This window comes from Cedecea sp. FDAARGOS_727 (assembly GCF_012273235.1).
GTDB lineage: Bacteria > Pseudomonadota > Gammaproteobacteria > Enterobacterales > Enterobacteriaceae > Cedecea > Cedecea davisae.
In genome coordinates this window covers 2,977,635-3,000,315 of sequence record NZ_CP050966.1, presented here as the reverse complement: position 1 = coordinate 3,000,315, position 22,681 = coordinate 2,977,635, and the positions used below count along the sequence as shown (strand labels likewise).

Genomic DNA, 22,681 nt, shown 5'->3' with positions numbered 1-22,681 from the left:
TCCAAATGTAATTAAGTTCCAGTTAAATCCATAAGTTAACCCTTATGGTTGAAACATTTTGCAATACTTAGACTTTTCTCGTTTCCGCAAAAGCTTAGAACCCCTCCCCGTCATAGCTTAGAAGATAACAATATTGGGCGCGCCTTTTCGATTCCGGCAAGGTGAGCCTGAAGCTATCCGACATCATCCAGAAGGAAATCGCCATGCTGCTGCGCCGCTGTTGTGCCGAACCCAACGCCACCTCTTTCTCGACTACCCTGATTACCGGAGCAAAACATGAGCAACAATCCAGGACTGGCACTGCCGATTCTTGATCTCTCCCAGCTTAGCGGCAGCGAAACAGACCGCTCGGCCTTCCTTAGCCAGCTGCGCTACGCCGCGCGGGAAATTGGCTTTTTCTACCTGATAAACCACGGCATCAGCCCCGAACTGCAACAGGCAGTACAGGATGAGGCCCGCAGCTTTTTTGCCCTCCCCGACGAAGACAAACAGCAGGTGGCGATGATCCACTCGCCGCATTTCCGTGGCTATAACCGCGCCGCCAGCGAACTTACCCGCGGCCAGCCGGACTGGCGTGAACAGTTCGATCTTGGCGCTGAACGCCAGGCTTTCCCGCCAGATGAATACGCTCCGGCATGGCGACGCTTACAGGGACCAAACCTTTGGCCAGCGGCACAACCTGAGCTGAAGCCCACGCTTTTGCAATGGCAGCGCGAAATGACCGCCGTGGCGTTAAAGCTGCTGCGCACTTTTGCCGAGGCGCTTAGCCTCCCGGCCGACGCCTTCGACGCTCTTTACGGCAGCCTGCCTAACGAACATATCAAACTGATTCGCTACCCCGGCCAGTCTGCGACGCAAAGCAGCCAGGGCGTGGGGGCGCACAAAGATTCAGGCTTCCTGAGCTTCCTGCTTCAGGACGATAAAAAAGGGCTCCAGGTCGAAGTCTCACCGGATAACTGGGTTGACGCCCAGCCTCTGCCGGGCAGTTTCGTGGTGAATATTGGTGAACTGCTGGAGCTGGCGACCAACGGCTATCTTCGCGCTACGGTTCACCGCGTGGTTTCCCCGCCGCAGCATGAAGAGCGCCTGTCCATCGCCTTCTTCCTCGGCGCGCAGCTCAACGCCGTAGTGCCCGTTTATCAGCTGCCGGAAGCGCTGGCCAAAGAAGCCCGGGGACCGGAAAGCGATCCGCTTAACCCGCTACTGCGCGACGTTGGCTGGAACTACCTGAAAGGCCGCCTGCGCTCTCACCCGGACGTAGCCGAGCGCTACTACGCCGACGTTCTTCGTAACAGCAGTGAACTGATAGCTTAACTAACGACATAAATAATAAGGAAAACCATGATGAAACATGCTGCTTTTAAACTGGCCGGTGTTGCTCTGTCGCTTTCTCTGGCTTTCGCGGCACAGGCCGCAGACGCGCTGCGCGTTGCCGCCGACCCGGTTCCGCACGCGGAGATCCTCGCCTTCGTGCAGAAGCTGGACCCTAATCTGAAACTCAAAGTCGTTGAGCTGACCAGCGGTGCCAACGCCAACGAACTTTTGGCCAGCGGCGACGTGGACGCTAACTACTTCCAGCATGTTCCTTACTTACGCGATCAGGAAAAAGCGCTCGGCAAGAAATTTGTTGTTGCCGCCACGGTACATATCGAGCCGCTGGGAATTTACTCGCATAAATACAAAGATCTGAAATCCGTACCTGAAGGCGCAACTGTGGCGGTGCCCAACAACGTCACCAACCTGAGCCGCGCCCTGTATCTGTTGCAGGACAAAGGGCTGATTACCCTGAAGCCTGAATTTAAAGACGCCTCCACTAACCAGGCCACGCCGAAGGACATCGTCGGCAACCCGAAAAAGCTGAAGATTGTGGAAGTGGAATCGCCGCAAATCCCGCGCTCGCTGGATGACGTCGGCCTGGGCGTGATTAACGGTAACTACGCGCTGGAAGCGGGCCTCAGCCCGGCTAAAGACTCGCTTGGCCTGGAAAGCGCTACCCATAACCCGTATGCCAATATTCTGGTGACTAACCCGAATCTGGAAAACGATCCGCGCATCAAACAGTTGGCTAAGGATCTGGAATCGCCTCAGGTGGCCGAGTTTATCCGCAAGCAGTACAACGGCTCCGTTATCCCGGTAGAGAATAAGTCATGATTACCCTTGAGCGGCTGAGCAAAGTGTACGCCGGAGAAGGCCGACCGGCGCTGGATGATATCAACCTGGTCGTCCCGGACGGCGCAATCTACGGCATTCTGGGCCGCAGCGGTGCCGGGAAAAGTACGCTGATCCGCTGTCTCAATTTACTGGAGCGGCCCACCTCGGGCCGCATCATCATGAACGACAGAGACATCACTACTTATAACCAGCGTGAGCTGCGCCTGCACCGTCAGCGTACCGGCATGGTGTTCCAGCATTTCAACCTGATCCACGCCCGCAGCGTTGAAGACAATGTTGCGGTGCCGCTGGAAATCGCAGGCCTGGCGCGAGAGGAGCGGCGTAAAAGGGTAGCTGAACTGCTTGAGCTGGTGGGCCTGAGCGATAAAGCCCGGGCGTTTCCGTCCCAGCTTTCCGGCGGGCAAAAGCAGCGCGTTGGCATTGCACGGGCGCTGGCCGCTCGCCCTGATATTCTGCTGTGCGACGAAGCCACCAGCGCGCTTGACCCGGAAACAACCGGCTCGGTACTGGCGCTGCTTGCGGATATCAACCGCCAGCTGGGTTTGACCATCGTGCTAATCACCCACCAGCTCGAGGTGGTGAAAGCAATTTGCGACCACGCCGCGTTGCTGGAGAACGGCAGGCTAATCGAAAACGGGCCGCTGCCCGAAAGGCTGGTGGATCCCTTTTCACGGCTCAGGACTTCCCTGCTCCATGACGAGGAAGCCGAGCGAGAATTTTTACGCCGCCACGGCGTTGAGGGGAATGTGTTATGCGAAGTAGCATGAGCTGGGAAGATTTATGGCCGTTGCTGCTGGAAGGCACCCTCGACACGCTTTACATGGTCGGGCTGGCCGCGCTGTTTACCGTCCTGATTGGCCTGCCGCTGGGCGTGCTGCTGTTCCTCAGCAGGCGAGACGGCATATTGCCTTCTCCTCGCTTCAACAAGATCCTTGGCGCAGTAATTAACATTGGCCGTTCGCTGCCGTTTATCGTGCTGCTGATAGCCCTGATCCCGTTCACGCGCATCATTATCGGCACCACGCTCGGCAGCACCGCGGCGGTTGTGCCGATAACCATCGGAGCCTTTCCGTTCTTTGCCCGCGTGGTGGAAAACGCCCTCGACGAGGTAGACAAAGGCCGAATTGAAGCCATTCTCTCGATGGGCGGCAACGCCTGGCATGTGGTCAGCAAAGTGCTGCTCCCGGAGGCGCTGCCTGCTGTGCTGGCGGGTATTACGCTCACGGTGGTAATGCTGATTGGCTTCTCTTCGATGGCAGGCGTCATCGGCGGCGGCGGGCTGGGCGACCTGGCGATACGCTACGGCTACCAGCGCTTTAATAATCAGGTGATGGTTGGCACGGTCATCATTCTTATCGTCATGGTGCAACTGGTGCAAAGTCTTGGCGACAGGCTGGTTCGCAGCCTCGCCCACCGCCGCTAATCTTTCTTCTAAGCCCTGTATCCTCTACCGGGCTTTTAACCCATTTCCATACACGCGTTTATTATCCGCCCTGGATCACAAAACCAAATTGTTAACGTTAACTATTGCGATTAACATCACATTTATGACGGTCACTCTCTTCTCACACCAAAAAGTTAACGTTAACAATATCGCCATTCAAGCTCTCAGAGGCTGCACACATGGCACTGACAAAACGCAATAAACATCACTATCTGATCCTGAGCGGGCTGCTATTTACCTTTTTCTGGACCTGGTCATCGGCCTTTTCGCTGATCTCACTTTGGCTAAATCAGAAAATCGGCCTGAAAGGCGCGGAAACCGGGCTTATCTTCTCGATAATAGCCTTCACCGCGCTCTGCGCTCAGCCGCTGTACGGCTTCATCCAGGACAAGCTCGGTCTGCGCAAATCGCTGCTGTGGGTTATTGGCGGGCTGCTGCTAGTCAGCGGCCCCTGGTTTATCTTCGTTTGCACCCCGCTGCTTCAGGTGCATATTCTCGCAGGGGCAATCAGCGTCGGGCTTTACGTTGGCGCCACCTTCTTTGCCGGTATTGGCGCACTGGAGTCCTATACCGAACGCGTGAGCCGTATCGTCGGCTTTGAATACGGAAAATCACGCATGTGGGGGTCTTTAGGCTGGGCCGGTGCCACGTTTTTTGCCGGACTGCTGTTTAACCTCAATCCGCAGCTGAATTTCTGGATGGGTAGCGTCTCTGCCTGCCTGTTTCTGCTGCTCCTGTGGCGCATGCGTGACATGCAGCCTAACGCCCTCAGCGAACTGGAATACGGTAAAACCAGCGCGCTGACGCTTGCCGATGCCTTCGGTCTGCTGAAACTACCTCGCTTCTGGGCGCTGGTACTTTTTGTTTGCGGCGTCAGCGTTTACAACGTTTACGATCAGCAATTCCCCGTTTACTTCGCCTCGCTGTTTAACAACGTGCAGCGCGGCAACGAAATGTTTGGCTTTCTCAACTCCTTCCAGGTATTTCTCGAAGCAGGCGGGATGTTCCTCGCCCCGATGCTGGTAAACCGCATTGGCGCAAAGCGCGGGCTGCTGCTCAGTGGCCTGATCATGGCTATGCGTATCTTTGGTTCAGGCATGGCAAGCGATCCGCTGACCATCTCCTTCATGAAGCTTCTGCACGCGGTCGAACTACCTATTCTTTTGATTTCAATGTTTAAGTACATCACCACGCAGTTCGATCAGCGCCTCTCCGCCACGCTCTATCTGGTCGGCTTCCAGTTTATTACGTCTATATGTGCCACCGTACTTTCTCCTCTTGTTGGGCGCGGATACGACCAGCTCGGCTTTGCCGACACCTATATGATTCTGGCCGGACTGGTGCTGGCACTGACGTTGGTTTCCGCTTTACTGCTCAGCGACTCGGCCCCCGATAACTCACACCCTTCTTTAAATCTGACGACCAGGTAATGTTATGAATACCCCACTGCTCAAGGCACAGGCTGCCTTAGAAACGCTTCAGGCAACGCGCGGTAACGCCTTTTATCCTCTTTATCATCTGGCGCCGCCCGCAGGCTGGATGAACGACCCTAACGGCCTGATTTATCACAACGGGCTGTACCATGCCTTCTATCAGCACCATCCGTTTGATGAAAACTGGGGGCCGATGCACTGGGGGCATGCCACCAGCCGGGATATGGTGCGATGGGAACACCAGCCCATCGCACTGGCTCCGGGTGAAGAATGGGACCGGGACGGCTGCTTCTCCGGCAGCGCGGTAGATGATAATGGCGTGCTCGCACTTATCTACACCGGGCATATCTGGCTGGAAGGCGCGGGAAATGACAGCGCTATACGTCAGGTACAATGTCTCGCGACCAGTGAAGACGGCGTCCATTTTAAGAAACAGGGCGTCATTCTCACCCCACCGCCGGGTATCATGCATTTCCGCGATCCAAAGGTCTGGCAACAGGATGGCAGCTGGTGGATGGTAATAGGTGCGCGCGATGAGCACGATCGGGGAAAAGTGCTGCTTTATCGCGGCAGTTCACTGCGGGAGTGGCGGCTGGATGGTGTCCTCACTGAAGCCGACTCGGACATGGGCTATATGTGGGAATGCCCGGATTTCTTCCCGCTCGGTAACAGCCAAATCCTGATGTTTTCCCCGCAGGGCATCCCGTCACAAGGCTTCAAGTATCAAAATCTGTTCCAGAGCGGCTATCTGCGCGGGAGATGGCAGCCGGGGGAAGAGTTCAGGCTCTGCCAGCCGTTTGAAGAGATGGACCACGGCCACGACTTTTATGCGCCGCAGTCCTTTGTCGCTGAAGATGGTCGCCGTATCGTAATGGGCTGGATGGACATGTGGGAATCACCAATGCCTTCTAAATGCGAAGGCTGGGCGGGCTGCCTTACCCTCCCCCGGGAAGTGTGCATGATGCCAAATGGAAAACTCTATCAGAATCCGGTTCATGAACTGGCAACGCTGCGCGCCCATGAGCAGATGGTTCTGCCCTGCGTGCTGGATAAAGATAACCAGAGGCTGTTTCCTGATGCGCAGGCGGTGGAGCTGGAGATAACCTGGGAATGCGGGCAAAGCACGGCCAAACGCTACGGTATTCGTCTGGGGCAAGGCTGCGAACTGTTTGTGGATGTTCAGGCTCGGCGTCTGGTGCTGTCACGAAGCTATCAGGATGGGCAGCTTAACGGGGAGCGCAGCGTGCCCTTATCGGAAAGCAGCGATCTTCACCTGCGTATTTTTATCGATCGCTCGTCCATTGAAGTTTTTGTTAACCAGGGAGAATACTGCCTCAGCAGCCGTCTCTACCCGCAAGAGGGGGAACGTCAGCTTGAGCTGTTCGCCAGCCAGGGAAAAGCCTTATGCCGTGGCGGCACCCTGTGGCAGTTGAACGCGCTATAGCGAAACACGCTTAACCAGCGGGCAAGGCAGCCGCTTCACGCCGCCGCTGGTCAGGCCGTCAATCAAGTGCAGTGCCGCCTGTCGACCAATTTCTTCATGCGGCAACTGGACTGTTGTCAGCGGCGGCAGGAACAAATCGCCGACCCCGACCAGGTTATCAAATCCGAGTACCGCCACCTGCTCTGGAAGAGCAATCCCCTGCGCAAGCAGCTTCTGATAGGCGACAAAAGCGATACGGTCGTTACCACAAACCAGCACATCGAAATCCGCCTTCCCGTCCTTACTATGCCCTGCAATACACTCAGCCAGTTCAGGATAATGGGCATCGCCCCATTGCATGTGATACTGCTTCACCGCCTCAACGTCGAGCCCGGCTTCACGCCAGGCCTGCTCGAATCCGTCCCGGCGAGGGCGACTGGCAAGCGCTTCACTGGGCAGCCACAGACACAGCGGGCGACGGTATCCTTGTTCAATCAGATAGCGGGTGGCCTGATACTGGCCGTTGAAATCATCGGGGATATAGCTCGGTAAACCCGCATCGCCGCTCGTACAGTTAGCCAGCACCACACGATGGTTTTTTAATACTGCGGGTAGTTCAACGTGCCTCAGGCCCATCGTAGTAAAAATAATGCCATCAGGCCGCTGGGCCAATAACTGATTGACCGCTCGCTCGGCGTCGTCGGCAGAAAGAATGTTAATCAGGAAACTGTTCCAGCCCCGCTCACGCGCGGTTTGCTCGATAGCCAGCAGCATTTCTACAGAATAGGGTGTGGTCGCCGTATCCAGCGCCAGAATGCCTATTGTCGAAGCTTTAACGCCTTTGCTGCGTATCTTTCGGGCAGAATAGTCCGGCACATAATTAAGCTCGTCAATGGCCCGCTGCACCCGCTCCCGGGTTACCGGGCTAACGTGTTCAGCCTGATTAATAACCCTGGAGACGGTCATCAATGACACGCCCGCCAGGGTTGCTACATCTTTCAGAGAAGCCATATCCAGTCATTCAGCGTAGAAGAAAAACCGATAGTAGCCGTTTTTACGCGTTTTTTCTCGACGAGAATGAGTCTGCGCCTTTCTCGCGCACCAGCAGAGTTGTCAGCGTAAACGACAGGATCAGCGCCAGCGCCACGCCCAGCAGGGCTGGGATAAAGTACGGGCCAATATATGCGGGCAGGCTAAAGATGCTCGACAGGATATAGCCATATAGCCGCACGCCAAAGAAGGCAATAAACGCAGAGGCGAGCGAGCTGGCAATTGTCGCGGCAATAAACGCTTTCTTATAACGGGTCAGCACGCCAAACAGCGCGGGTTCGGTGATCCCCAGCAGCGCGGAAATCCCCGCCGAAAGCACCACCGAGCGATCCGCCTTCGACTTGCTCTGCCGCCAGATAGCGAAGGTCGCACCGGCAATTGCCATGTTCGCCATAAACATCATCGGCATCAGCATGTCATAGCCGCGGTCGGTGAAGTTTTGCAGTGCGATGGGCGTCATGGCGTGGTGCATCCCGGTGAGAATCGCAATTGGGCGGATAGCTCCCACCACCAGCCCGGCAAAGCTCGCGGAGACGCCAAACAGCCCTTCGATAAACCAGGCCAGCGCTTTCCCGAGGTAAATTCCCAGCGGGCCAATCACCACCAGCGCCACCAGCGCGGCGAGGAATAGCGTCAGCGTTGGCGTGAAGACCGTTTTCAGCACTTCCGGCATAATGCGGTCAACCCAGCGGTAGATATAACTCAGCGCCAGCACCGAGAAAATGACCGGAATGACGCTTGAGGCGTAGTTAAACACCGAAACCGGGATCAGATTAAGAAAGTAGAAAGCGTCCACCGCCCCGGCCTGATGCGCGGCCAGCGCTTTTGCCGCCTCAATGAGCGACGGATACATCAGGCAGGCGGCAACGGCCGCGGCCAGATATTCATTGGTTTTAAAAATCCTTGCGGCGGAAATCGCCAGGAAGAACGGCAGGAAGTAAAACACCCCGCTGGCAATCAGGTCGATAACCACCACGGTATCGCTTTTAGCCGAAATAACTTTGAGCGCAATCAGCCCCGCCAGCAGCCCTTTTATCATCCCTGCCCCGGCAATCGCCGGCACTATTGGACCAAAAACGCCGGAAACCGTGTCCATAAACAGCGACACCAAACCCTTGCGCTCCTTCTTCTGCGCCGTTGCTGCGGGCTGTTCCTGCGCCCCGCCGAGCAAAGTGGTCAGTTGCTGATACCAGCTATTAACCTGCGGGCCGATGATTATCTGAAACTGGTCGCTTTGGATCTGCGCGCCGAGCACGCCGGGCAGTTTTTTAATCTCCTGCTGATTCACTTTATTATCATCAATTAAATCGAAACGCAGGCGCGTCATGCAGTGCCAGACGTTATTAATATTATCCGTTCCGCCGACCAAACGGATAATAGAAACGATGACCTCGCGACTCCCCATAAAGCACTCCCCGGTGTTGGCTTATTGTTCTGTTTTGTTGTTGCCGATGGTAGAGAATCAAAAAATAAAAAACAAACCAATGAAACATGAACCACGTCACAATTAGCCATATAAAAGACAAAAAAACCCAACACCGGCCTAAATTGGTACGTTTTTATCCAGCCTTACAATCAAATAACTGACCAATAAAAAAGAGTAAAAAAACCGTTTACCGGCGGGGAAAAATAGGGTGATAGTAATAGCAGAACTTACATTTTTCCGTTTAATTTAGCCTGACGGTGGAGCTTGCTCGTGCTACCAACGATTATCGAAAATATTGAATGTTTTATTACTAAACCGGACCGCCATAATCTTGTCACGGTGCGCGTCACTACCGACAAAGGCGTTACCGGCCTCGGCTGCGCCACCTTCCAGCAGCGCCCGCTGGCGGTGAAAACGATGGTCGATGAATACCTCAAACCGCTGCTGATTGGCCGCGATGCCAACCATATCGAAGACCTGTGGCAGATGATGACGGTCAACGCCTACTGGCGTAACGGCCCGGTGATGAACAACGCCATTGCGGGCGTGGATATGGCGCTATGGGACATTAAAGGCCAGCTTGCCGGGATGCCGCTCTATCAGCTGCTGGGCGGTAAGTCGAAAGACGCTATTGCGGTTTACAGCCACGCCGCCAGCGAAACGCTGGAGGGGTTGTATCAGGAGGTCGATAAGCTGCTGGGCGAAGGCTATCGCTATATTCGTTGCCAGCTCGGGTTCTACGGCGGCACGCCGCAGGGCATGCACCAGACCCGAACCCCAACGCCCGGCGCCTATTACGACCAGGACGAATACATGGCTAATACGGTGGAAATGTTCCGCGCCCTGCGTGAGAAATACGGCCATCGCTTCCATATCCTGCACGACGTACACGAGCGCCTGTTCCCGCAGCAGGCCGTCCAGCTTGCCAAAGCGCTGGAGCCTTACCAGCCCTGGTTTATCGAGGATATTCTGCCGCCGCAGCAAAGCGCCTGGCTCGAACAGGTTCGCAACCACTCCTCCGTGCCGCTGGCAATGGGCGAGCTGTTTAACAACCCGGCGGAATGGCATGACCTTATCGTTAACCGCCGCATCGACTTTATTCGCTGCCACGTTTCGCAGATAGGCGGAATTACCCCGGCGCTAAAACTGGCGGTACTTTGCCAGGCCTTTGGAGTACGTCTTGCCTGGCACGGGCCGCCTGATATGACGCCGATTGCGGTCGCGGTGAACACCCATCTCAATATCCACCTGCATAATGCGGCGATTCAGGAATTTATTCCGAACAAGCCGAATACCAAAGCGGTGTTCCCCGGCGCACCTGAGGCAGAACAGGGCTATATGTATCCGCTGGAGAAACCGGGAATCGGGGTAGGTTTTGACGAGCGACAAGCGGAGCACTTCCCGGTGGAATACCGCCCGCACGAGTGGACCCAAAGCCGCCTGCCAAACGGGGCGATTCACACCCCCTGAGGCACTCTGCGGCGGGCAAGATTATCGTGGTTGAAGGGGATGACGTAGGTGCAAGAGTAGTCGATATCAACGATGTCGCTGATTTCAAATACCCGTCCCCCTTCCAGAATACCGCGGTTGCGTATTTGCATCGCCGGAAGCCCCTTCTTGCACTCCAGCAGTTGAGCCTGTTCCTTGTTAATCACCACCGCCTGGTAGCTGGTCAGCAGGTGAGAAATGCGGTAACCCTTGCTCAGAACGTATTGTTGCAGCGAGCTTTCAATGGCCTTCTGGTTCAGGTCAGGGAAATCTTTTACCGGCATGCGCGAGGTTTCAATCTGCACTTTGCGGTTGTCTACCAGCCGCAGGCGGCAAAACTGCCAGATAAACTCGTCCTCGTTCAGGCCAAAAACCTGCTGCTCGTCGCGGTCGGGTAATTTCTTATGCAGGCTAACTAGCCGAAACGCAATGCGGTCGAAGTGTTTTTCAGTTATCGAGTTGTACACCAGTGGGCTATTGCGGGCCTGTTCGTTAATCCAGACGCCCGATCCCTGAATAATCGTCACCACGCCAATACTCACCAACTTTTCCAGCGCCTGGCGAATAGTAAAGCGCGAAACGCCGTATTCTTCAGCAAGCTGGCGCTCCGGCGGCAATTTACGCGGCCCCGGGCTTGCGTGCTGGTAAATTTTGCTCAGCAAATCCTGAGTCACAAATTCTTTTTTTTTCATCGCTGGCTCCTGTCCTTTGCGCTGAAACATAACACTGCTGCGCCGCCTGAACTATGCTGGCAGATAAATTCCTCTGACTTTTCACTTCTGACGCCAGGACACAACTATGGCAGGCAAAAAACTGGTCAGCATCGTTAACGCCGTGCTGATCCTCGCGGTACTGCTGCCGATACTGCTCAGCATTTACCTGGCGCATAACAAGGCCGAAAAAACCTTTCACAGCGAGCTGGAAAATTACGCCGACCGCGCGCTGCTGCGCAGCGAAAAAGTGATGGATCAGGCCGTTGAAGCACTCAAGCAAATCAACCGCTTCAGTAGCACATATTGCACCCGGCCTCACCTTGAAGCGATGCGCCGCGTAGCCTTTGATTTTCGCTACATTCAGGAAGTGCTTTACCTGGAGAATAATCGCGCCCGCTGCTCCTCGCTTGAAGCCAACAACAACGGCGCACAGCTTGGCCCACCTGACACCATCGGCCCGCAGGGGTTTTCCGCCTGGTATACCGACACCACCGATCTGGGCTTTCAACGGCCAATGATTTACGTCGGGAAAACGCCGCACGTCGTGGTTATCGATCCCGTCGCGTTTATTGACGTTATCCCTTTTGGCCATAACCCGGTCAATATCGCGATGGTTGGCCTTGAGCACGACAGGCAAATTGCCAGCAACGCCACGCTGCCCAATGACGGCTGGCATGCGCGGATACGCAAAGGCACAACCACCTGGTCGGACGGGCAAAACGATTACGTCATTCGCCGCGCGCCGGAACTGGGGCTGGCGATGATAGCCTGGGCGCCCAGCGCTCCGCTGCAAACGGCCTGGTATAAGCAAATGGTTATCTGGCTGCCCATCGGTATGCTGTTTAGCCTGAGCGCGGGCTGGTTTATCACCCGCCTGCTGCGCCGCCTGGAGTCGCCGGAAACCCGCATTCAGGACGCCATTCGCGGCCGCGAATTTAGCCTCGAATACCAGCCCATTATCGATTTGAAATCGGGTGAAGGCGTAGGGGCAGAGGCGCTTATACGCTGGCGTCTGCCGGACGGGAGCTTTATCAGCCCGGACATTTTTATTCCGATTGCCGAGCAAACCGGGCTGATCACCCAAATTACCGGGCTGGTTATCAATAAAGTCTTCAGCGAAATGGGCGACTGGCTGCACGCCCATCCGGGGCACCATATTTCCATCAACCTTTCGCCCTCCGACGTGCTGAGCGACCGCATCCTGCCGCTTATCAAACCGCTGCTGCTCAAGTATCAGATTAAGCCGGAGCAAATTGCGCTGGAGATAACCGAGCGCGGCTTTGCCGACCCGGCCACCAGCGCGCCGATTGTGGCGCAATACCGCCAGGCTGGGCACCCAATCTACCTTGATGACTTCGGGACCGGCTACTCCAGCCTGAGCTACTTGCAGGATCTCGCCGTCGATATTTTGAAAATCGACAAATCCTTCGTTGACGCGCTGGAGTATAAAAACGTCACGCCTTACATCATCGAAATGGCGAAAACGTTGAGTCTCGATACCGTAGCTGAAGGGATTGAAACCGCGGCTCAGGCGGCATGGCTACGGGAGCACGGGGTGACTTACGGGCAGGGCTGGCTTTACAGCAAAGCCCTGCCGAAGCAGGCATTTATCGACTGGATAGCGCGTAATCACGCCATTTGCCACCGTTAGCTATTTACGCAAAAGCTGCTGGAGGCGCTGCTGCTGGCGGCGCTCAAGCCAGCCTTTAAGGACAAATAAGCGCAGCCCGCCCATCACCAGCAGCGCGCCCCAGATAAGCGTCGGCCACAGAAACCAGTAACTTCCCGGAGAAGTCAGCAGGTTAATTGCGGCTAAACCGGCGCAGACAATCGCCCATACCAGCACGGAACGGTAGTAGCGATATTCGCGGGCAACGCGCCGTTTAGCCTCCTGAATGCGCATATCCAGCGCCTCTTCTGGCTCTGCCCCCGGGTCGCCGCCGTCGTCGTACAAATCGGTGACATTAAGGTCAAATGCCGCGGCGATGGCGCTCAGCGTTTCCAGGCTGGCCTGGCCGCCGTTTTCAATTCGCTGAATAGTTCTGACGCTCAGGGAAGAGAGCTCGGCGAGCTGTTCCTGAGACCAGGCGCGGGATAAGCGCAATGCTTTAATCTTGTTACTCATGGCTGGACATCCTCAAATGATTGAACCCGCCCTTACTATGGCCCGGCATGAGCAAAGCCAACACGACGCCGACGCGACACCAGCCTGACAGTAACCCGACACCGCCTGTCACCCGGGGCTGGCGCGGGCTTTGTGCTGATTATTTTACCCCGAGCCTCTTTGCCAGCCGGTGCAAATTGGCCACGTCCACGCTCAATTGCCTGGCGCTTGCCGCCCAGTTATGTCCATTGTTTGCCAGCGCTTCAATAACCATAGCTCGCTGAAAGGCGTCGGTCGCCTCTCTTAAATTTTCGACCTGCGGCAGCGGCGCTAAATCTGGCTGATTGGGAACAACCTCTGGCTGCCCGGAAAGCTGGAAATGATGAGGCAGCAGCACCAGTTCCCCTTCGGGATGGTTGGCGCGGGCCAGCACAATGGCGCGATAAATAGCGTGCTCCAGCTCGCGAATGTTTCCCGGCCAGCCGTAATGCATCAACTGCCGGCGGGCAGCCTCGCTCAAGACAACCTGCCGCAACCCCATTTTTACCCGGCTTTGCTCGCAGAAAAAACCGGCGAGCAGGGCAATATCCTCTCCGCGCTCGCGCAGCGGCGGAACATGCAGCGGGAACACGCTCAGGCGGTGGAACAGGTCGGCACGAAATTCTCCGGCCAGCACCTGCTGCTTAAGGTCACGATTGGTCGCGGCCAGCACACGGACGTCAACGCGCTGGCTGCGGTCATCGCCTACCCGCTGAATATCGCCATATTGCAGCACCCGCAGCAGCTTGGCCTGCAAAGCCAGAGGCAGCTCGCCAATCTCATCCAGGAACAGGGTGCCGTTGTCCGCCATTTCAAACTTGCCGGTGCGGTGGTGAATCGCGCCGGTAAATGCTCCTTTCACATGCCCGAACAGTTCGCTTTCGGCGACGCTTTCCGGCAGCGCGGCGCAGTTCAGATAAACCAGCGGGCTTGCTGAACGGGCCGATCCGGCATGAATTGCCCTGGCCACCAGCTCTTTTCCCACCCCGGTTTCCCCGGTGATCAGCACGTTTAAATCAGAAGCGGCAACGATATTGATCTCTTTTTTCAGCTGAGTAATCCCCGCCGACAGGCCGATCATCTCGCCAGCATTACCGCCGCCCGCCGCAGGCTTCGGCGCGCCTTCCGGCGTCTGCTTTTCCAGCCGCTCCAGCAGCAGCGCATTATTCAGCGCCCCGGAAGCCAGGACGCCAATCAGCCTCAGCTCTTCATCGCTGAAGCTGTCGAACTGTAGGGGATCCATTCCGTCCACGGTCAATGCGCCAATCAGGCTCTGGTCAGCAAACAGCGGCAGCCCAAGGCAGGCATGCACCTTCAAGTCTTCATGCTCGGGAATCAAACCATCATAAGGGTCCGGGAGCTCGCTGTCCGCCGGGAAGCGCACCACGTCCCCGGCTCTGGCAATGGCTTCAAGACGCGGGTGGGCATCAAGCGCAAAGCGCCGCCCCAGAACATCCGGCGCAAGGCCGTCGATAGCGAGCGGGTAGAAATAGCGTGCTTCATAGCGCAGGAGCGCGGTGGCATCGCCCCCCAGCAGGGTTCGCAACGTGCGGATGACGCGGGAAAAACGGTCGGAATGGCTAATACCGCTTTGCAGCTCAATGGCAATAGCCGCCAGAGAAGATAACGACAGGCTCATGGTCAGGCTCCGGAAAAGACAATGAGCCAAGCTTACGCCCGCATAGTCATAATGACAAATAGAGCAGTCATAAAGACTATTTTTATAATTGTCATTTTGACAACATACAAAATCAATAAAAATAATTAAACATTAAAAATCAAAGCAATACAAAACTGGCATAAAAACTGTAATAGAGCCTGTATCAGGACAAATAACGCTATTACATCAGTGAGGTTTTACATGGCTATTCAGGTTAAAAACAACATTCAGTGGGTTGGCCAGCGTGACTGGGAAGTTCGCGATTTTCACGGCACCGAATATAAAACCCTGCGCGGCAGCAGCTACAACAGCTATCTAATCCGTGAAGAAAAAAACGTGCTTATTGACACCGTGGACCATAAATTCAGCCGCGAGTTTGTGCAGAATCTGGAGCGTGAAATCGACCTCAACACGCTCGACTACATCATCATCAACCACGCGGAAGAAGACCACGCGGGCGCGCTGACCGAACTCATGTCCCGCATCCCGAACACGCCAATTTACTGCACGGCAAACGGCATCGACTCCATCAACGGGCATCACCATCATCCGGAATGGAACTTCAACGTGGTGAAAACCGGCGATACGCTTGATATCGGCAACGGCAAACAGCTTATCTTCGTCGAAACGCCCATGCTGCACTGGCCGGACAGCATGATGACCTACATGACCGGCGACGCGGTGCTGTTCAGCAACGATGCCTTCGGCCAGCATTACTGCGACGAACATCTGTTTAATGATGAAGTGGACCAGACCGAACTGTTCGAGCAGTGCCAGCGCTACTACGCCAATATCCTGACGCCGTTCAGCCGCCTGGTCACGCCGAAGATTACCGAGATCCTCGGCTTTAACCTGCCGGTGGATATGATCGCCACTTCTCACGGCGTGGTATGGCGCGACAACCCGACGCAAATCGTCGAGCTGTACCTGAAATGGGCAGCCGACTACCAGGAAGATCGCATCACCTTGTTCTACGACACCATGTCGAACAATACCCGCATGATGGCGGATGCCATCGCCCAGGGCATTACCGAAACCGACCCTCGCGTGGCTGTGAAAATCTTCAACGTTGCCCGCAGCGATAAAAACGAAATTCTGACCAACGTTTTCCGCTCCAAAGGCGTGCTGGTCGGCACCTCGACCATGAACAACGTGATGATGCCGAAAATCGCCGGGCTGGTAGAAGAGATAACCGGCCTGCGCTTTCGCAATAAACGCGCCAGCGCCTTCGGCTCTCACGGCTGGAGCGGCGGCGCGGTAGACCGCCTTTCTACTCGTCTGCAGGACGCCGGTTTCGAAATGTCTCTAAGTCTGAAAGCGAAATGGCGCCCGGACGGTAATGCGCTGGAGTTATGCCGCGAGCACGGTCGCGAAATCGCACGCCAGTGGGCGCTCACCCCGCTGCCTGCGGCGCAGAATAGCGTAACAGAAGCCGCTCCGGCAGCCGCAGAGCCAGCGGCAAACACCGATCTCGGTCCCTGCATGCAGTGCAGCGTTTGCCAGTGGATTTACGATCCGGCGAAAGGTGAACCTATGCAAAACGTTGAGCCGAATACGCCGTGGAGCGAAGTGCCGGATAATTTCCTCTGCCCTGAATGCTCGCTGGGCAAAGACGTCTTCGACGAACTGGCTACGGAGGTCAAATGAACCACGGCATCGTGATTATCGGCTCGGGCTTTGCCGCCCGCCAGCTGGTTAAAAATATCCGTAAACACAATGCAGAGGTGCCGATTCGGCTGATTGCCGCCGACCGCGTCGATGAATACAACAAACCCGATCTCAGCCACGTCATCAGCCTGAATCAGCGTGCCGAAGAGATGACCCGTCAGCCGGCAGGAGATTTTGCCGAACAGTACAACCTGACGCTACACGCCAACAGCTGGGTCAGTAGCATCGACCCGAAAAACAAGCGGGTGAAGTCTTCAGGGCGAGAGTGGCAGTACGACAAGCTGGTGCTGGCGACCGGCTCTTCCGCCCTGCTCCCGCCCATTGTGGGCAAGGAGCTGATGCTGACGCTCAATAGCCAGCAGGAGTATCAGGCCTGCGAGTCCAGACTGCGCGATGCTAAACGCGTGCTTATCCTCGGCGGCGGGCTGATAGGCAGCGAGCTGGCGATGGATTTTTGCCGGGCGGGCAAACAGGTCGCGCTGGTGGACAACGCCGGTCACCTGATGGCTTCTCTGCTGCCGCCTGAAGTGAGCGGAAGGTTGCAGTCAAAATTCAGCAGGATGGGCGTTGAACTGCTGTTTAATCAGCGCCTGGAATCGATAAGCGAAACGGAGCCGGGATTGTGCGCCACGCTCAACAACGGGCGAAAAATCTATGCTGATGCGGTTGTCGCGGCTATTGGCCTGCGCCCGAACATCGGCCTGGCTCAGCACGCAGGGCTGGAGGTAAACCGAGGGATCAAGGTGAGCAGCCAGCTGCAAACTTCCGATCCGGATATCTATGCCCTGGGCGACTGCGCGGAAATCGACGGAAAAGTGCTGCCGTTCCTGCAACCGATACAGCTAAGCGCCATGACGCTGGCGAAAAACCTGCTCGGCGCGGAGCAACCGCTGAAGCTCCCGGCAATGCTGGTAAAAGTGAAAACGCCCGAAATGCCGCTGCATCTGGCAGGGGAAACCCAGCGCGAGGATTTATGCTGGCATATTACCGCCAGCGGCGAAGGGCTGATTGCCAAAGGGCTGAACGCCGAACAGCAGCTGAAGGCGTTTATCGTTAGCGAGGAGCATATGAAGCTGGCGTTTGCTTTAGTGCGGGAGTTGCAGTTAGGGTGAAATGCCCTCACCCCGGCCCTCTCCGGGAGGAAGAGGGTGGAAAAAAGTAAGCTTCTGCACCGGGTTTTATCCTCTCCCCCTGTGGGGAGAGGGGCAAATCTTTACAGCGCCTCAACCTTCTCAAAAGCCGCTCTTAAAACCTCCGGCGAAAGCGCCAGAGGCAAAGCGTGTATAGACTCCCCGGTCTGCAAAGTGCGGGCAATCACCTTATCCAGCTCGGCGCGATGATTAATATCCACATCCAGCTGCGCCAGCCGAGTGGGCAGGTTGAAACGCTTGTACGCCCGGGTAAGCTGAGCCAGCACGTCGTCCTGCCCCAACAGTGCGCTCTGTACCAGAATTCCGTAAGCCACTTTAGTTCCATGAAGGAAACGGTCAGTTTGCGGCAGCGTCGTCAGGCCGTTATGTACCGCATGAGCGGCGGCAACGCGGGTATAGCGGTCACCCAGGCCGCCGACCATGCCTCCTCCGGCAACGATCGCCTCAACCACATCCAGAAACGCCTGACTTAATTCGCCGTTATTCTGGTCTTCCAGCGCCTGCTCGCTGCTCTCCAGCAATACATCGCGAATAGCCAGCGCCGCGCCAATCCCCAGACGAACGGTTAGCGGAAGATTTTTCGGCTCAGGACTAAGCACCACCGCCTCATACCACTTCGCCAGCGTATCGCCGATGCCCGCCAGCAGGTATTCCTGTGGCGCACGCAGAATAATTTCCGGCTCCACCAGCACCAGATGGTTGGCATCGTTGAAGATTTCATAGCGCAGCGCCTGCCCGGCATCGTTATACCAGACCGACAGCGGCGTCCAGGCCGCGCAGGTCGCGGCGATAGTCGGAATCGCCACCACAGGAGCGTTCAGCCTTCTTGCCACCACTTTGGCCGTATCCAGCAGCGCGCCGCCGCCAATGCCAATCACCACCTGCCGCTCGCCGGACAGGGCAACCAGCTTCTGCACTTCGCTCTCGCTACAGTGGCCGCCAAAGACAATGTGCTTCGCGCCCGGGAGATTAAATGACGCAGGCAGGAAAGGATGCGCGGCCTCAAAAGCACGCTCACCGTAGATCCACACCGCGTTGTTTAGCTGCTCTTCGCTGTAAAACTCGCTCAGGCGGGCAAGACTACCGGGATGGGAGAAGTAATTGGCGGGGCCGGTAACCACGCGGATAGCGGTGCTGGTCATGATTCATTTCCTTTCATGCGCTGACGGGATATATTCTATGCCGATGATATGTCCAGACATCTGGACGGCTAATATCATTTTGCTTTATCTTATGTCTTTTCGTTCATTGCCCGCAACCCAGAAGGCCGTTAAAAATTCGACAGATCAATTTATTAAACACGGATGCAGGCTCCGCCATGACAACGCTTAACCAGCTCGAGATGCGGCAGATATCCATCGCCTTCGGCGGCTTCAACGCCCTGAGCCAGGTTGATTTTCAGCTAAATGGCGGCTCGGTACACGCCCTGACCGGCGCAAACGGAGCGGGTAAATCAACGCTGATGGCGGTGCTTTCAGGGGCGCACGCTGATTATCAGGGCGAAATCCTGATTAACGGCGAAACGGTCGCTATCCGCAGCCCGCGCGATGCCAAATTGCTCGGTATTCACCTCGTGCAGCAGGAAGTTGACGTAGCGCTTATCCCCGGCCTGAGCGTCGGGGAAAACATCATGCTCGACAAGCTGGCAGAAGCGGGCCACCTCTACAGCTGGCCGCAGATTTACCGGCAGGCGCGCGCCGCGCTGGCGCAGTTGGAAGTGGCAATCGATGTGAAAAAGCGTATTGAGCAGTGTTCGCTGGCGGAAAAGCAGCAAATCCTGCTGGCGCGCGCCCTCTCCCATCGCTGCCGCTTTCTTATCCTCGACGAGCCTACGGCTCCGCTGGACAGCCAGGAGAGCGAGCACCTGTTTCGCGTGGTGCAGCGGCTACAGCAAAGCGGCATCGGCGTGGTGTTTATCTCCCACCGCATTCACGAGCTGAAGGCGATTTGCGACCAGATGACGGTCCTGCGCGACGGCAAACTGGTGGACAGCGGCCCGATGGGGCATCTCAGCGGCGAAGAAATTGTTGAAAAGATGCTCGGCCACCAGCTCGACGATATTTATCCTCCGCACCGCCCGCCGGTTGCGAACAACACGCTGCTTGAGGTGGAAGGGCTTCATGACGATGCGCTGCTGCGGGACATTTCTTTACGGCTGCGTAAGGGCGAGATTCTCGGCATTGCCGGGCTGGCGGGCGCGGGCAAAACCGAGCTGTGCAAGGCGCTGTTCGGTGCTACCCGCAGCACCGTCGCACGCGGCGAATTGAAGGGGAAAAACTGGCGGCCAAAAGACCCGGCGGATTCCGTGACGCGCGGCGTGGTGCTGGTGCCGGAAGAACGCCGTAAAGAAGGCATTTTTATCGACGAGTCGGTCACCATGAACCTTGCGGTCAGCGCCGACAATCAGTTCTCCCGCAGGGGATTATTCGACCACCGCAAAGCGAAGCGCTGGGCGGAGGAAACTATTCAGCGGCTGGGGATCCGTACCAGCGGCCCGGCGCAAGCGCTGCGCCGTCTTTCGGGCGGCAATCAGCAAAAAGTCGCCATCGGCAAGTGGCTGCGCAGCGAAGCCGAAGTGCTGATTTTTGACGAACCGACCAAAGGCGTGGACATCAAAGCCAAAACCGACCTCTTCGTGCTGATAGACCAGCTGGCTCGCCAGGGTAAAGGGGTGATTTACGCCTCCGGCGAGTTTGCCGAACTGGTCGGGCTATGCGACCGCATCTGCGTGCTGTGGGACGGGCGCATCGTCGCCGAGCTTGACGGCCACCAGGCCACCGAAGAAACACTTTTACTCTACTCCACCGGAGGAACGCCCGCGTGAGCAAAGCATTATCCCTTAAGGCCGGCGTTTCCGGCCGCCAGCAGTTTTTTGACTTTCTCTACAAATGGGGGATGTTGCTTACCGTTGTTGCCCTGGTGGCGCTGTTCGGCATCGCTTCAGACAGCTTCCTTGAGCCAAACAACATCATTAACATCCTGCGCTCTATCGCCATCGTCACGGTCATTGCCGTCGGCGTATCGATTTCGCTCACCGTCGGCGGGTTTGATTTGTCCGTTGGCTCCACCGCTTCTCTGGCAAACGCACTGGTCATTTCACTGTTCGTCTGGCACGGCTTTGGCACCACGGAAGCGATTATCACGACGTTGGTGCTTTGTACTCTGGTCGGGCTGTTTAACGCCTTCCTGATAGTGGTTCTGAAAATTCCCGATATGCTCGCCACCCTCGCCAGCCTGTTTGTTATCCAGGGCGTGGCGATGACTTACAGCTACGGCGGCTCGATTACAGAAAATATGGTACTGCCGAGTGGCGACATGGCCGAAGGCACTATTCCTGCAAGCTTCGGCCTGCTGGGCCAGGTGCCGACCATCGTCATCATCATGCTGGTGGTAACCCTGGTGGCACAGCTCGCGCTTTCCCTGACCAAACACGGCCGACGCATGTATGCCATCGGCGGCAATCCGGAAGCAGCGCGCCTTTCCGGCATTCGAACCACCCGCTACCGCGTGGCGGCCTACGTGCTGGCATCTTTACTTGCGGGGCTGGGCGGCATTCTGCTTGCGTCGCGCATTGGCTCGTCGCAGGTCAATGCAGGTGGCGGCTACCTGATGGATGCCGTGGCCGCCGCATGGATTGGCTTTTCTCTTGCAGGTTCCGGTAAACCAAACGCCCTCGGCACGCTGGTTGGCGCGGTGATTCTGGGCGTGCTGCAAAACGGGCTGGTGATGCTCTCCGTGCCCTACTACGCGATGGACATAATTAAAGGCCTGGTGCTGGCTGCAGCGCTGGCGATTACTTACATACAACGACGCTAAAACAACATTCACACAGGGTAACGACGATGAAAAAATTAACCACCTCTTTGCTGGCGCTGAGCCTGCTTTCCGCTCTGCCGGGCTACGCGGCAACCGTCGCTCCGGTGCCGGAAAAGATCGCCGCTCATGACGGCCCTATTCGCATTGCCGTTATCCGCAACCTGGGTTCAGACGACAACACCACGCAGTTTGTTGCCGGTGCGGTTCAGCAGGCTAAAAAGCTGGGCTTTAAGGTCAGCACTTTCCTGAGCAACGGCGACGATGCCCGCTTCCAGGACTTTGTGAACCAGGCCATCAGCCAGAAATATGACGGGATTATTCTTTCTCAGGGCCGCGACCCGTACTCAACCGAGCTGGTAAAAAAAGCCGTTGCCGCCGGTATTGCCGTCTCAGTCTTTGATACTGCCGTTAACGGCGCTATTCCCGGCGTGACCGTGACCCAGCAGGACGATGCCTCGCTGACCGACCTCTCCTTCGGCCAGTTGGTAAAAGACTTCAACGGCAAAGCCAATATCATCAAACTGTGGGTGGCCGGTTTCCCGCCAATGGAACGCCGCCAGACCGCTTACCAGGCGTTGCTAAAAGCTAACCCTGGCATCAAAGAGCTGGAATCCATCGGAGCCGTTTCTTCCGACGTACAGGGCGATACCGCCAACAAAGTCGGCGCGGTGCTGGCTAAATATCCAAAAGGCAAAATCGACGCTATCTGGGGTACATGGGACGCCTTCAGCCAGGGCGCTTATAAAGCGTTGCAGGAGAACGGCCGCACCGAAATCAAACTCTACAGCATCGACGTTTCCAACCAGGATATTCAACTGATGCGCGAAACAAACAGCCCGTGGAAAGTTAGCGTGGCGGTCGATCCTAAGCTTATCGGCGCCACCAACGTGCGCCTGGTAGCCTACAAAATTGCCGGGGAGACAACGCCTGCTACCTATGATTTTAAAGCCGCTGCCATTCATCAGGCGCTGCTGGCAAGCCAGCCGGGGCCGGTAAACGTGTCTTCTCTGGGCAAAATCATTCCGGGCTGGGGCCAGACCGACGACTTTATTGCGCCGTGGTTTGCCACCCTCGAAGCTAAAAACAAATAAGGA

The 22,681-nt window shown here is 56.5% G+C and carries 19 protein-coding genes; 13 read left to right on the top strand and 6 right to left on the bottom strand.

Translation table 11 applies throughout. The features are described from left to right. The first annotated feature begins 276 nt into the window (after window positions 1-276). From FOC35_RS14240 to FOC35_RS14215, 6 genes are all read left to right on the top strand, one after another. Window positions 277-1,314 (top strand): isopenicillin N synthase family oxygenase, encoded by a 1,038-nt coding sequence (locus tag FOC35_RS14240; protein WP_172569247.1) that lies wholly within the window; start codon window positions 277-279, stop codon window positions 1,312-1,314. Window positions 1,315-1,344: 30 nt separating this feature from the next. Then, entirely contained in the window at window positions 1,345-2,151 is an 807-nt protein-coding gene (locus FOC35_RS14235; protein ID WP_172570374.1) for a MetQ/NlpA family ABC transporter substrate-binding protein, read from the top strand. Further along, window positions 2,148-2,939, top strand: coding sequence for a methionine ABC transporter ATP-binding protein (locus tag FOC35_RS14230; RefSeq protein ID WP_172569246.1), 792 nt, complete (start codon window positions 2,148-2,150; stop codon window positions 2,937-2,939). The genes FOC35_RS14235 and FOC35_RS14230 overlap by 4 nt, the downstream gene beginning before the upstream one ends. Further along, the gene (locus tag FOC35_RS14225) at window positions 2,936-3,595 is read left to right on the top strand and encodes a methionine ABC transporter permease (protein ID WP_172570373.1); all 660 of its coding nucleotides are present in this window, start codon (window positions 2,936-2,938) and stop codon (window positions 3,593-3,595) included. Before FOC35_RS14230 ends, FOC35_RS14225 begins: the two co-directional genes overlap by 4 nt. A 200-nt stretch (window positions 3,596-3,795) precedes the next feature. Further along, entirely contained in the window at window positions 3,796-5,046 is a 1,251-nt protein-coding gene (locus FOC35_RS14220) for an MFS transporter (RefSeq protein WP_016537675.1), read from the top strand. A 4-nt stretch (window positions 5,047-5,050) separates the two neighbouring features. Continuing rightward, a complete protein-coding gene (locus tag FOC35_RS14215; protein ID WP_172569245.1) occupies window positions 5,051-6,493 on the top strand; it encodes a glycoside hydrolase family 32 protein in 1,443 nt (480 codons plus the stop codon). Here FOC35_RS14215 and FOC35_RS14210 read toward each other — a convergent pair. Further along, on the bottom strand, window positions 6,488-7,483 hold the full coding sequence (locus FOC35_RS14210) for a LacI family DNA-binding transcriptional regulator (protein WP_172569244.1): 996 nt from the start codon (window positions 7,481-7,483) through the stop codon (window positions 6,488-6,490). The two genes, FOC35_RS14215 and FOC35_RS14210, sit on opposite strands and share 6 nt — an antisense overlap. Window positions 7,484-7,526: 43 nt before the next feature. Continuing rightward, complete coding sequence (locus FOC35_RS14205; RefSeq protein ID WP_172569243.1) at window positions 7,527-8,927, bottom strand: PTS transporter subunit EIIC; 1,401 nt, start codon at window positions 8,925-8,927, stop codon at window positions 7,527-7,529. A 291-nt stretch (window positions 8,928-9,218) separates the two neighbouring features. Here FOC35_RS14205 and FOC35_RS14200 point away from each other — a divergent pair, with 291 nt between their 5' ends. Continuing rightward, complete coding sequence (locus FOC35_RS14200; RefSeq protein ID WP_172569242.1) at window positions 9,219-10,418, top strand: enolase C-terminal domain-like protein; 1,200 nt, start codon at window positions 9,219-9,221, stop codon at window positions 10,416-10,418. Here FOC35_RS14200 and FOC35_RS14195 read toward each other — a convergent pair. Next, window positions 10,406-11,128, bottom strand: a complete 723-nt coding sequence (locus tag FOC35_RS14195; protein ID WP_172569241.1) for a GntR family transcriptional regulator — start codon at window positions 11,126-11,128, stop codon at window positions 10,406-10,408. The two genes, FOC35_RS14200 and FOC35_RS14195, sit on opposite strands and share 13 nt — an antisense overlap. Window positions 11,129-11,234: 106 nt before the next feature. Between FOC35_RS14195 and FOC35_RS14190 the strand changes: the two genes are divergently transcribed. Further along, window positions 11,235-12,800 (top strand): EAL domain-containing protein, encoded by a 1,566-nt coding sequence (locus tag FOC35_RS14190; protein WP_172569240.1) that lies wholly within the window; start codon window positions 11,235-11,237, stop codon window positions 12,798-12,800. Here FOC35_RS14190 and FOC35_RS14185 read toward each other — a convergent pair whose 3' ends face one another. Both FOC35_RS14185 and norR read right to left on the bottom strand, forming a co-directional pair. Next, on the bottom strand, window positions 12,801-13,274 hold the full coding sequence (locus FOC35_RS14185; protein ID WP_172569239.1) for a helix-turn-helix domain-containing protein: 474 nt from the start codon (window positions 13,272-13,274) through the stop codon (window positions 12,801-12,803). Window positions 13,275-13,413: 139 nt separating this feature from the next. Next, entirely contained in the window at window positions 13,414-14,931 is a 1,518-nt protein-coding gene (norR, locus tag FOC35_RS14180; protein WP_172569238.1) for a nitric oxide reductase transcriptional regulator NorR, read from the bottom strand. Between the two features lie 222 nt (window positions 14,932-15,153). On the opposite strand from norR, the gene norV reads away from it, so the two are divergent. After that, window positions 15,154-16,599, top strand: a complete 1,446-nt coding sequence (norV, locus tag FOC35_RS14175) for an anaerobic nitric oxide reductase flavorubredoxin (protein ID WP_172569237.1) — start codon at window positions 15,154-15,156, stop codon at window positions 16,597-16,599. Continuing rightward, window positions 16,596-17,732: an NADH:flavorubredoxin reductase NorW gene (gene norW, locus FOC35_RS14170; RefSeq protein WP_172569236.1), complete on the top strand. Its 1,137-nt coding sequence runs from the start codon at window positions 16,596-16,598 to the stop codon at window positions 17,730-17,732. The genes norV and norW overlap by 4 nt, the downstream gene beginning before the upstream one ends. A gap of 101 nt (window positions 17,733-17,833) precedes the next feature. Here norW and FOC35_RS14165 read toward each other — a convergent pair whose 3' ends face one another. Continuing rightward, window positions 17,834-18,913: an oxidoreductase gene (locus FOC35_RS14165; protein WP_172569235.1), complete on the bottom strand. Its 1,080-nt coding sequence runs from the start codon at window positions 18,911-18,913 to the stop codon at window positions 17,834-17,836. Between the two features lie 176 nt (window positions 18,914-19,089). Here FOC35_RS14165 and FOC35_RS14160 point away from each other — a divergent pair, with 176 nt between their 5' ends. From FOC35_RS14160 to FOC35_RS14150, 3 genes are read left to right on the top strand one after another with little or no spacing between them, the layout of a single operon-like run. Further along, window positions 19,090-20,595: a sugar ABC transporter ATP-binding protein gene (locus FOC35_RS14160; protein WP_172569234.1), complete on the top strand. Its 1,506-nt coding sequence runs from the start codon at window positions 19,090-19,092 to the stop codon at window positions 20,593-20,595. Then, on the top strand, window positions 20,592-21,587 hold the full coding sequence (locus tag FOC35_RS14155) for an ABC transporter permease (protein ID WP_172569233.1): 996 nt from the start codon (window positions 20,592-20,594) through the stop codon (window positions 21,585-21,587). Before FOC35_RS14160 ends, FOC35_RS14155 begins: the two co-directional genes overlap by 4 nt. Window positions 21,588-21,613: 26 nt before the next feature. Then, a complete protein-coding gene (locus FOC35_RS14150) occupies window positions 21,614-22,678 on the top strand; it encodes a sugar ABC transporter substrate-binding protein (RefSeq protein ID WP_172569232.1) in 1,065 nt (354 codons plus the stop codon). The last annotated feature ends 3 nt before the right edge of the window (window positions 22,679-22,681 follow it).

What these genes read in the sequence shown, in the direction of transcription:
- norV (WP_172569237.1), top strand. Translation starts at nt 15,154, where the DNA reads ATGGCTATTCAGGTTAAAAACAACATTCAGTGGGTTGGCCAGCGTGAC.
- FOC35_RS14150 (WP_172569232.1), top strand. Translation starts at nt 21,614, where the DNA reads ATGAAAAAATTAACCACCTCTTTGCTGGCGCTGAGCCTGCTTTCCGCT.
- FOC35_RS14205 (WP_172569243.1), bottom strand. Translation starts at nt 8,927, where the DNA reads ATGGGGAGTCGCGAGGTCATCGTTTCTATTATCCGTTTGGTCGGCGGA.
- norW (WP_172569236.1), top strand. Translation starts at nt 16,596, where the DNA reads ATGAACCACGGCATCGTGATTATCGGCTCGGGCTTTGCCGCCCGCCAG.
- FOC35_RS14185 (WP_172569239.1), bottom strand. Translation starts at nt 13,274, where the DNA reads ATGAGTAACAAGATTAAAGCATTGCGCTTATCCCGCGCCTGGTCTCAG.
- FOC35_RS14190 (WP_172569240.1), top strand. Translation starts at nt 11,235, where the DNA reads ATGGCAGGCAAAAAACTGGTCAGCATCGTTAACGCCGTGCTGATCCTC.
- norR (WP_172569238.1), bottom strand. Translation starts at nt 14,931, where the DNA reads ATGAGCCTGTCGTTATCTTCTCTGGCGGCTATTGCCATTGAGCTGCAA.
- FOC35_RS14220 (WP_016537675.1), top strand. Translation starts at nt 3,796, where the DNA reads ATGGCACTGACAAAACGCAATAAACATCACTATCTGATCCTGAGCGGG.
- FOC35_RS14210 (WP_172569244.1), bottom strand. Translation starts at nt 7,483, where the DNA reads ATGGCTTCTCTGAAAGATGTAGCAACCCTGGCGGGCGTGTCATTGATG.
- FOC35_RS14195 (WP_172569241.1), bottom strand. Translation starts at nt 11,128, where the DNA reads ATGAAAAAAAAAGAATTTGTGACTCAGGATTTGCTGAGCAAAATTTAC.
- FOC35_RS14240 (WP_172569247.1), top strand. Translation starts at nt 277, where the DNA reads ATGAGCAACAATCCAGGACTGGCACTGCCGATTCTTGATCTCTCCCAG.
- FOC35_RS14160 (WP_172569234.1), top strand. Translation starts at nt 19,090, where the DNA reads ATGACAACGCTTAACCAGCTCGAGATGCGGCAGATATCCATCGCCTTC.
- FOC35_RS14165 (WP_172569235.1), bottom strand. Translation starts at nt 18,913, where the DNA reads ATGACCAGCACCGCTATCCGCGTGGTTACCGGCCCCGCCAATTACTTC.
- FOC35_RS14230 (WP_172569246.1), top strand. Translation starts at nt 2,148, where the DNA reads ATGATTACCCTTGAGCGGCTGAGCAAAGTGTACGCCGGAGAAGGCCGA.
- FOC35_RS14225 (WP_172570373.1), top strand. Translation starts at nt 2,936, where the DNA reads ATGAGCTGGGAAGATTTATGGCCGTTGCTGCTGGAAGGCACCCTCGAC.
- FOC35_RS14235 (WP_172570374.1), top strand. Translation starts at nt 1,345, where the DNA reads ATGAAACATGCTGCTTTTAAACTGGCCGGTGTTGCTCTGTCGCTTTCT.
- FOC35_RS14215 (WP_172569245.1), top strand. Translation starts at nt 5,051, where the DNA reads ATGAATACCCCACTGCTCAAGGCACAGGCTGCCTTAGAAACGCTTCAG.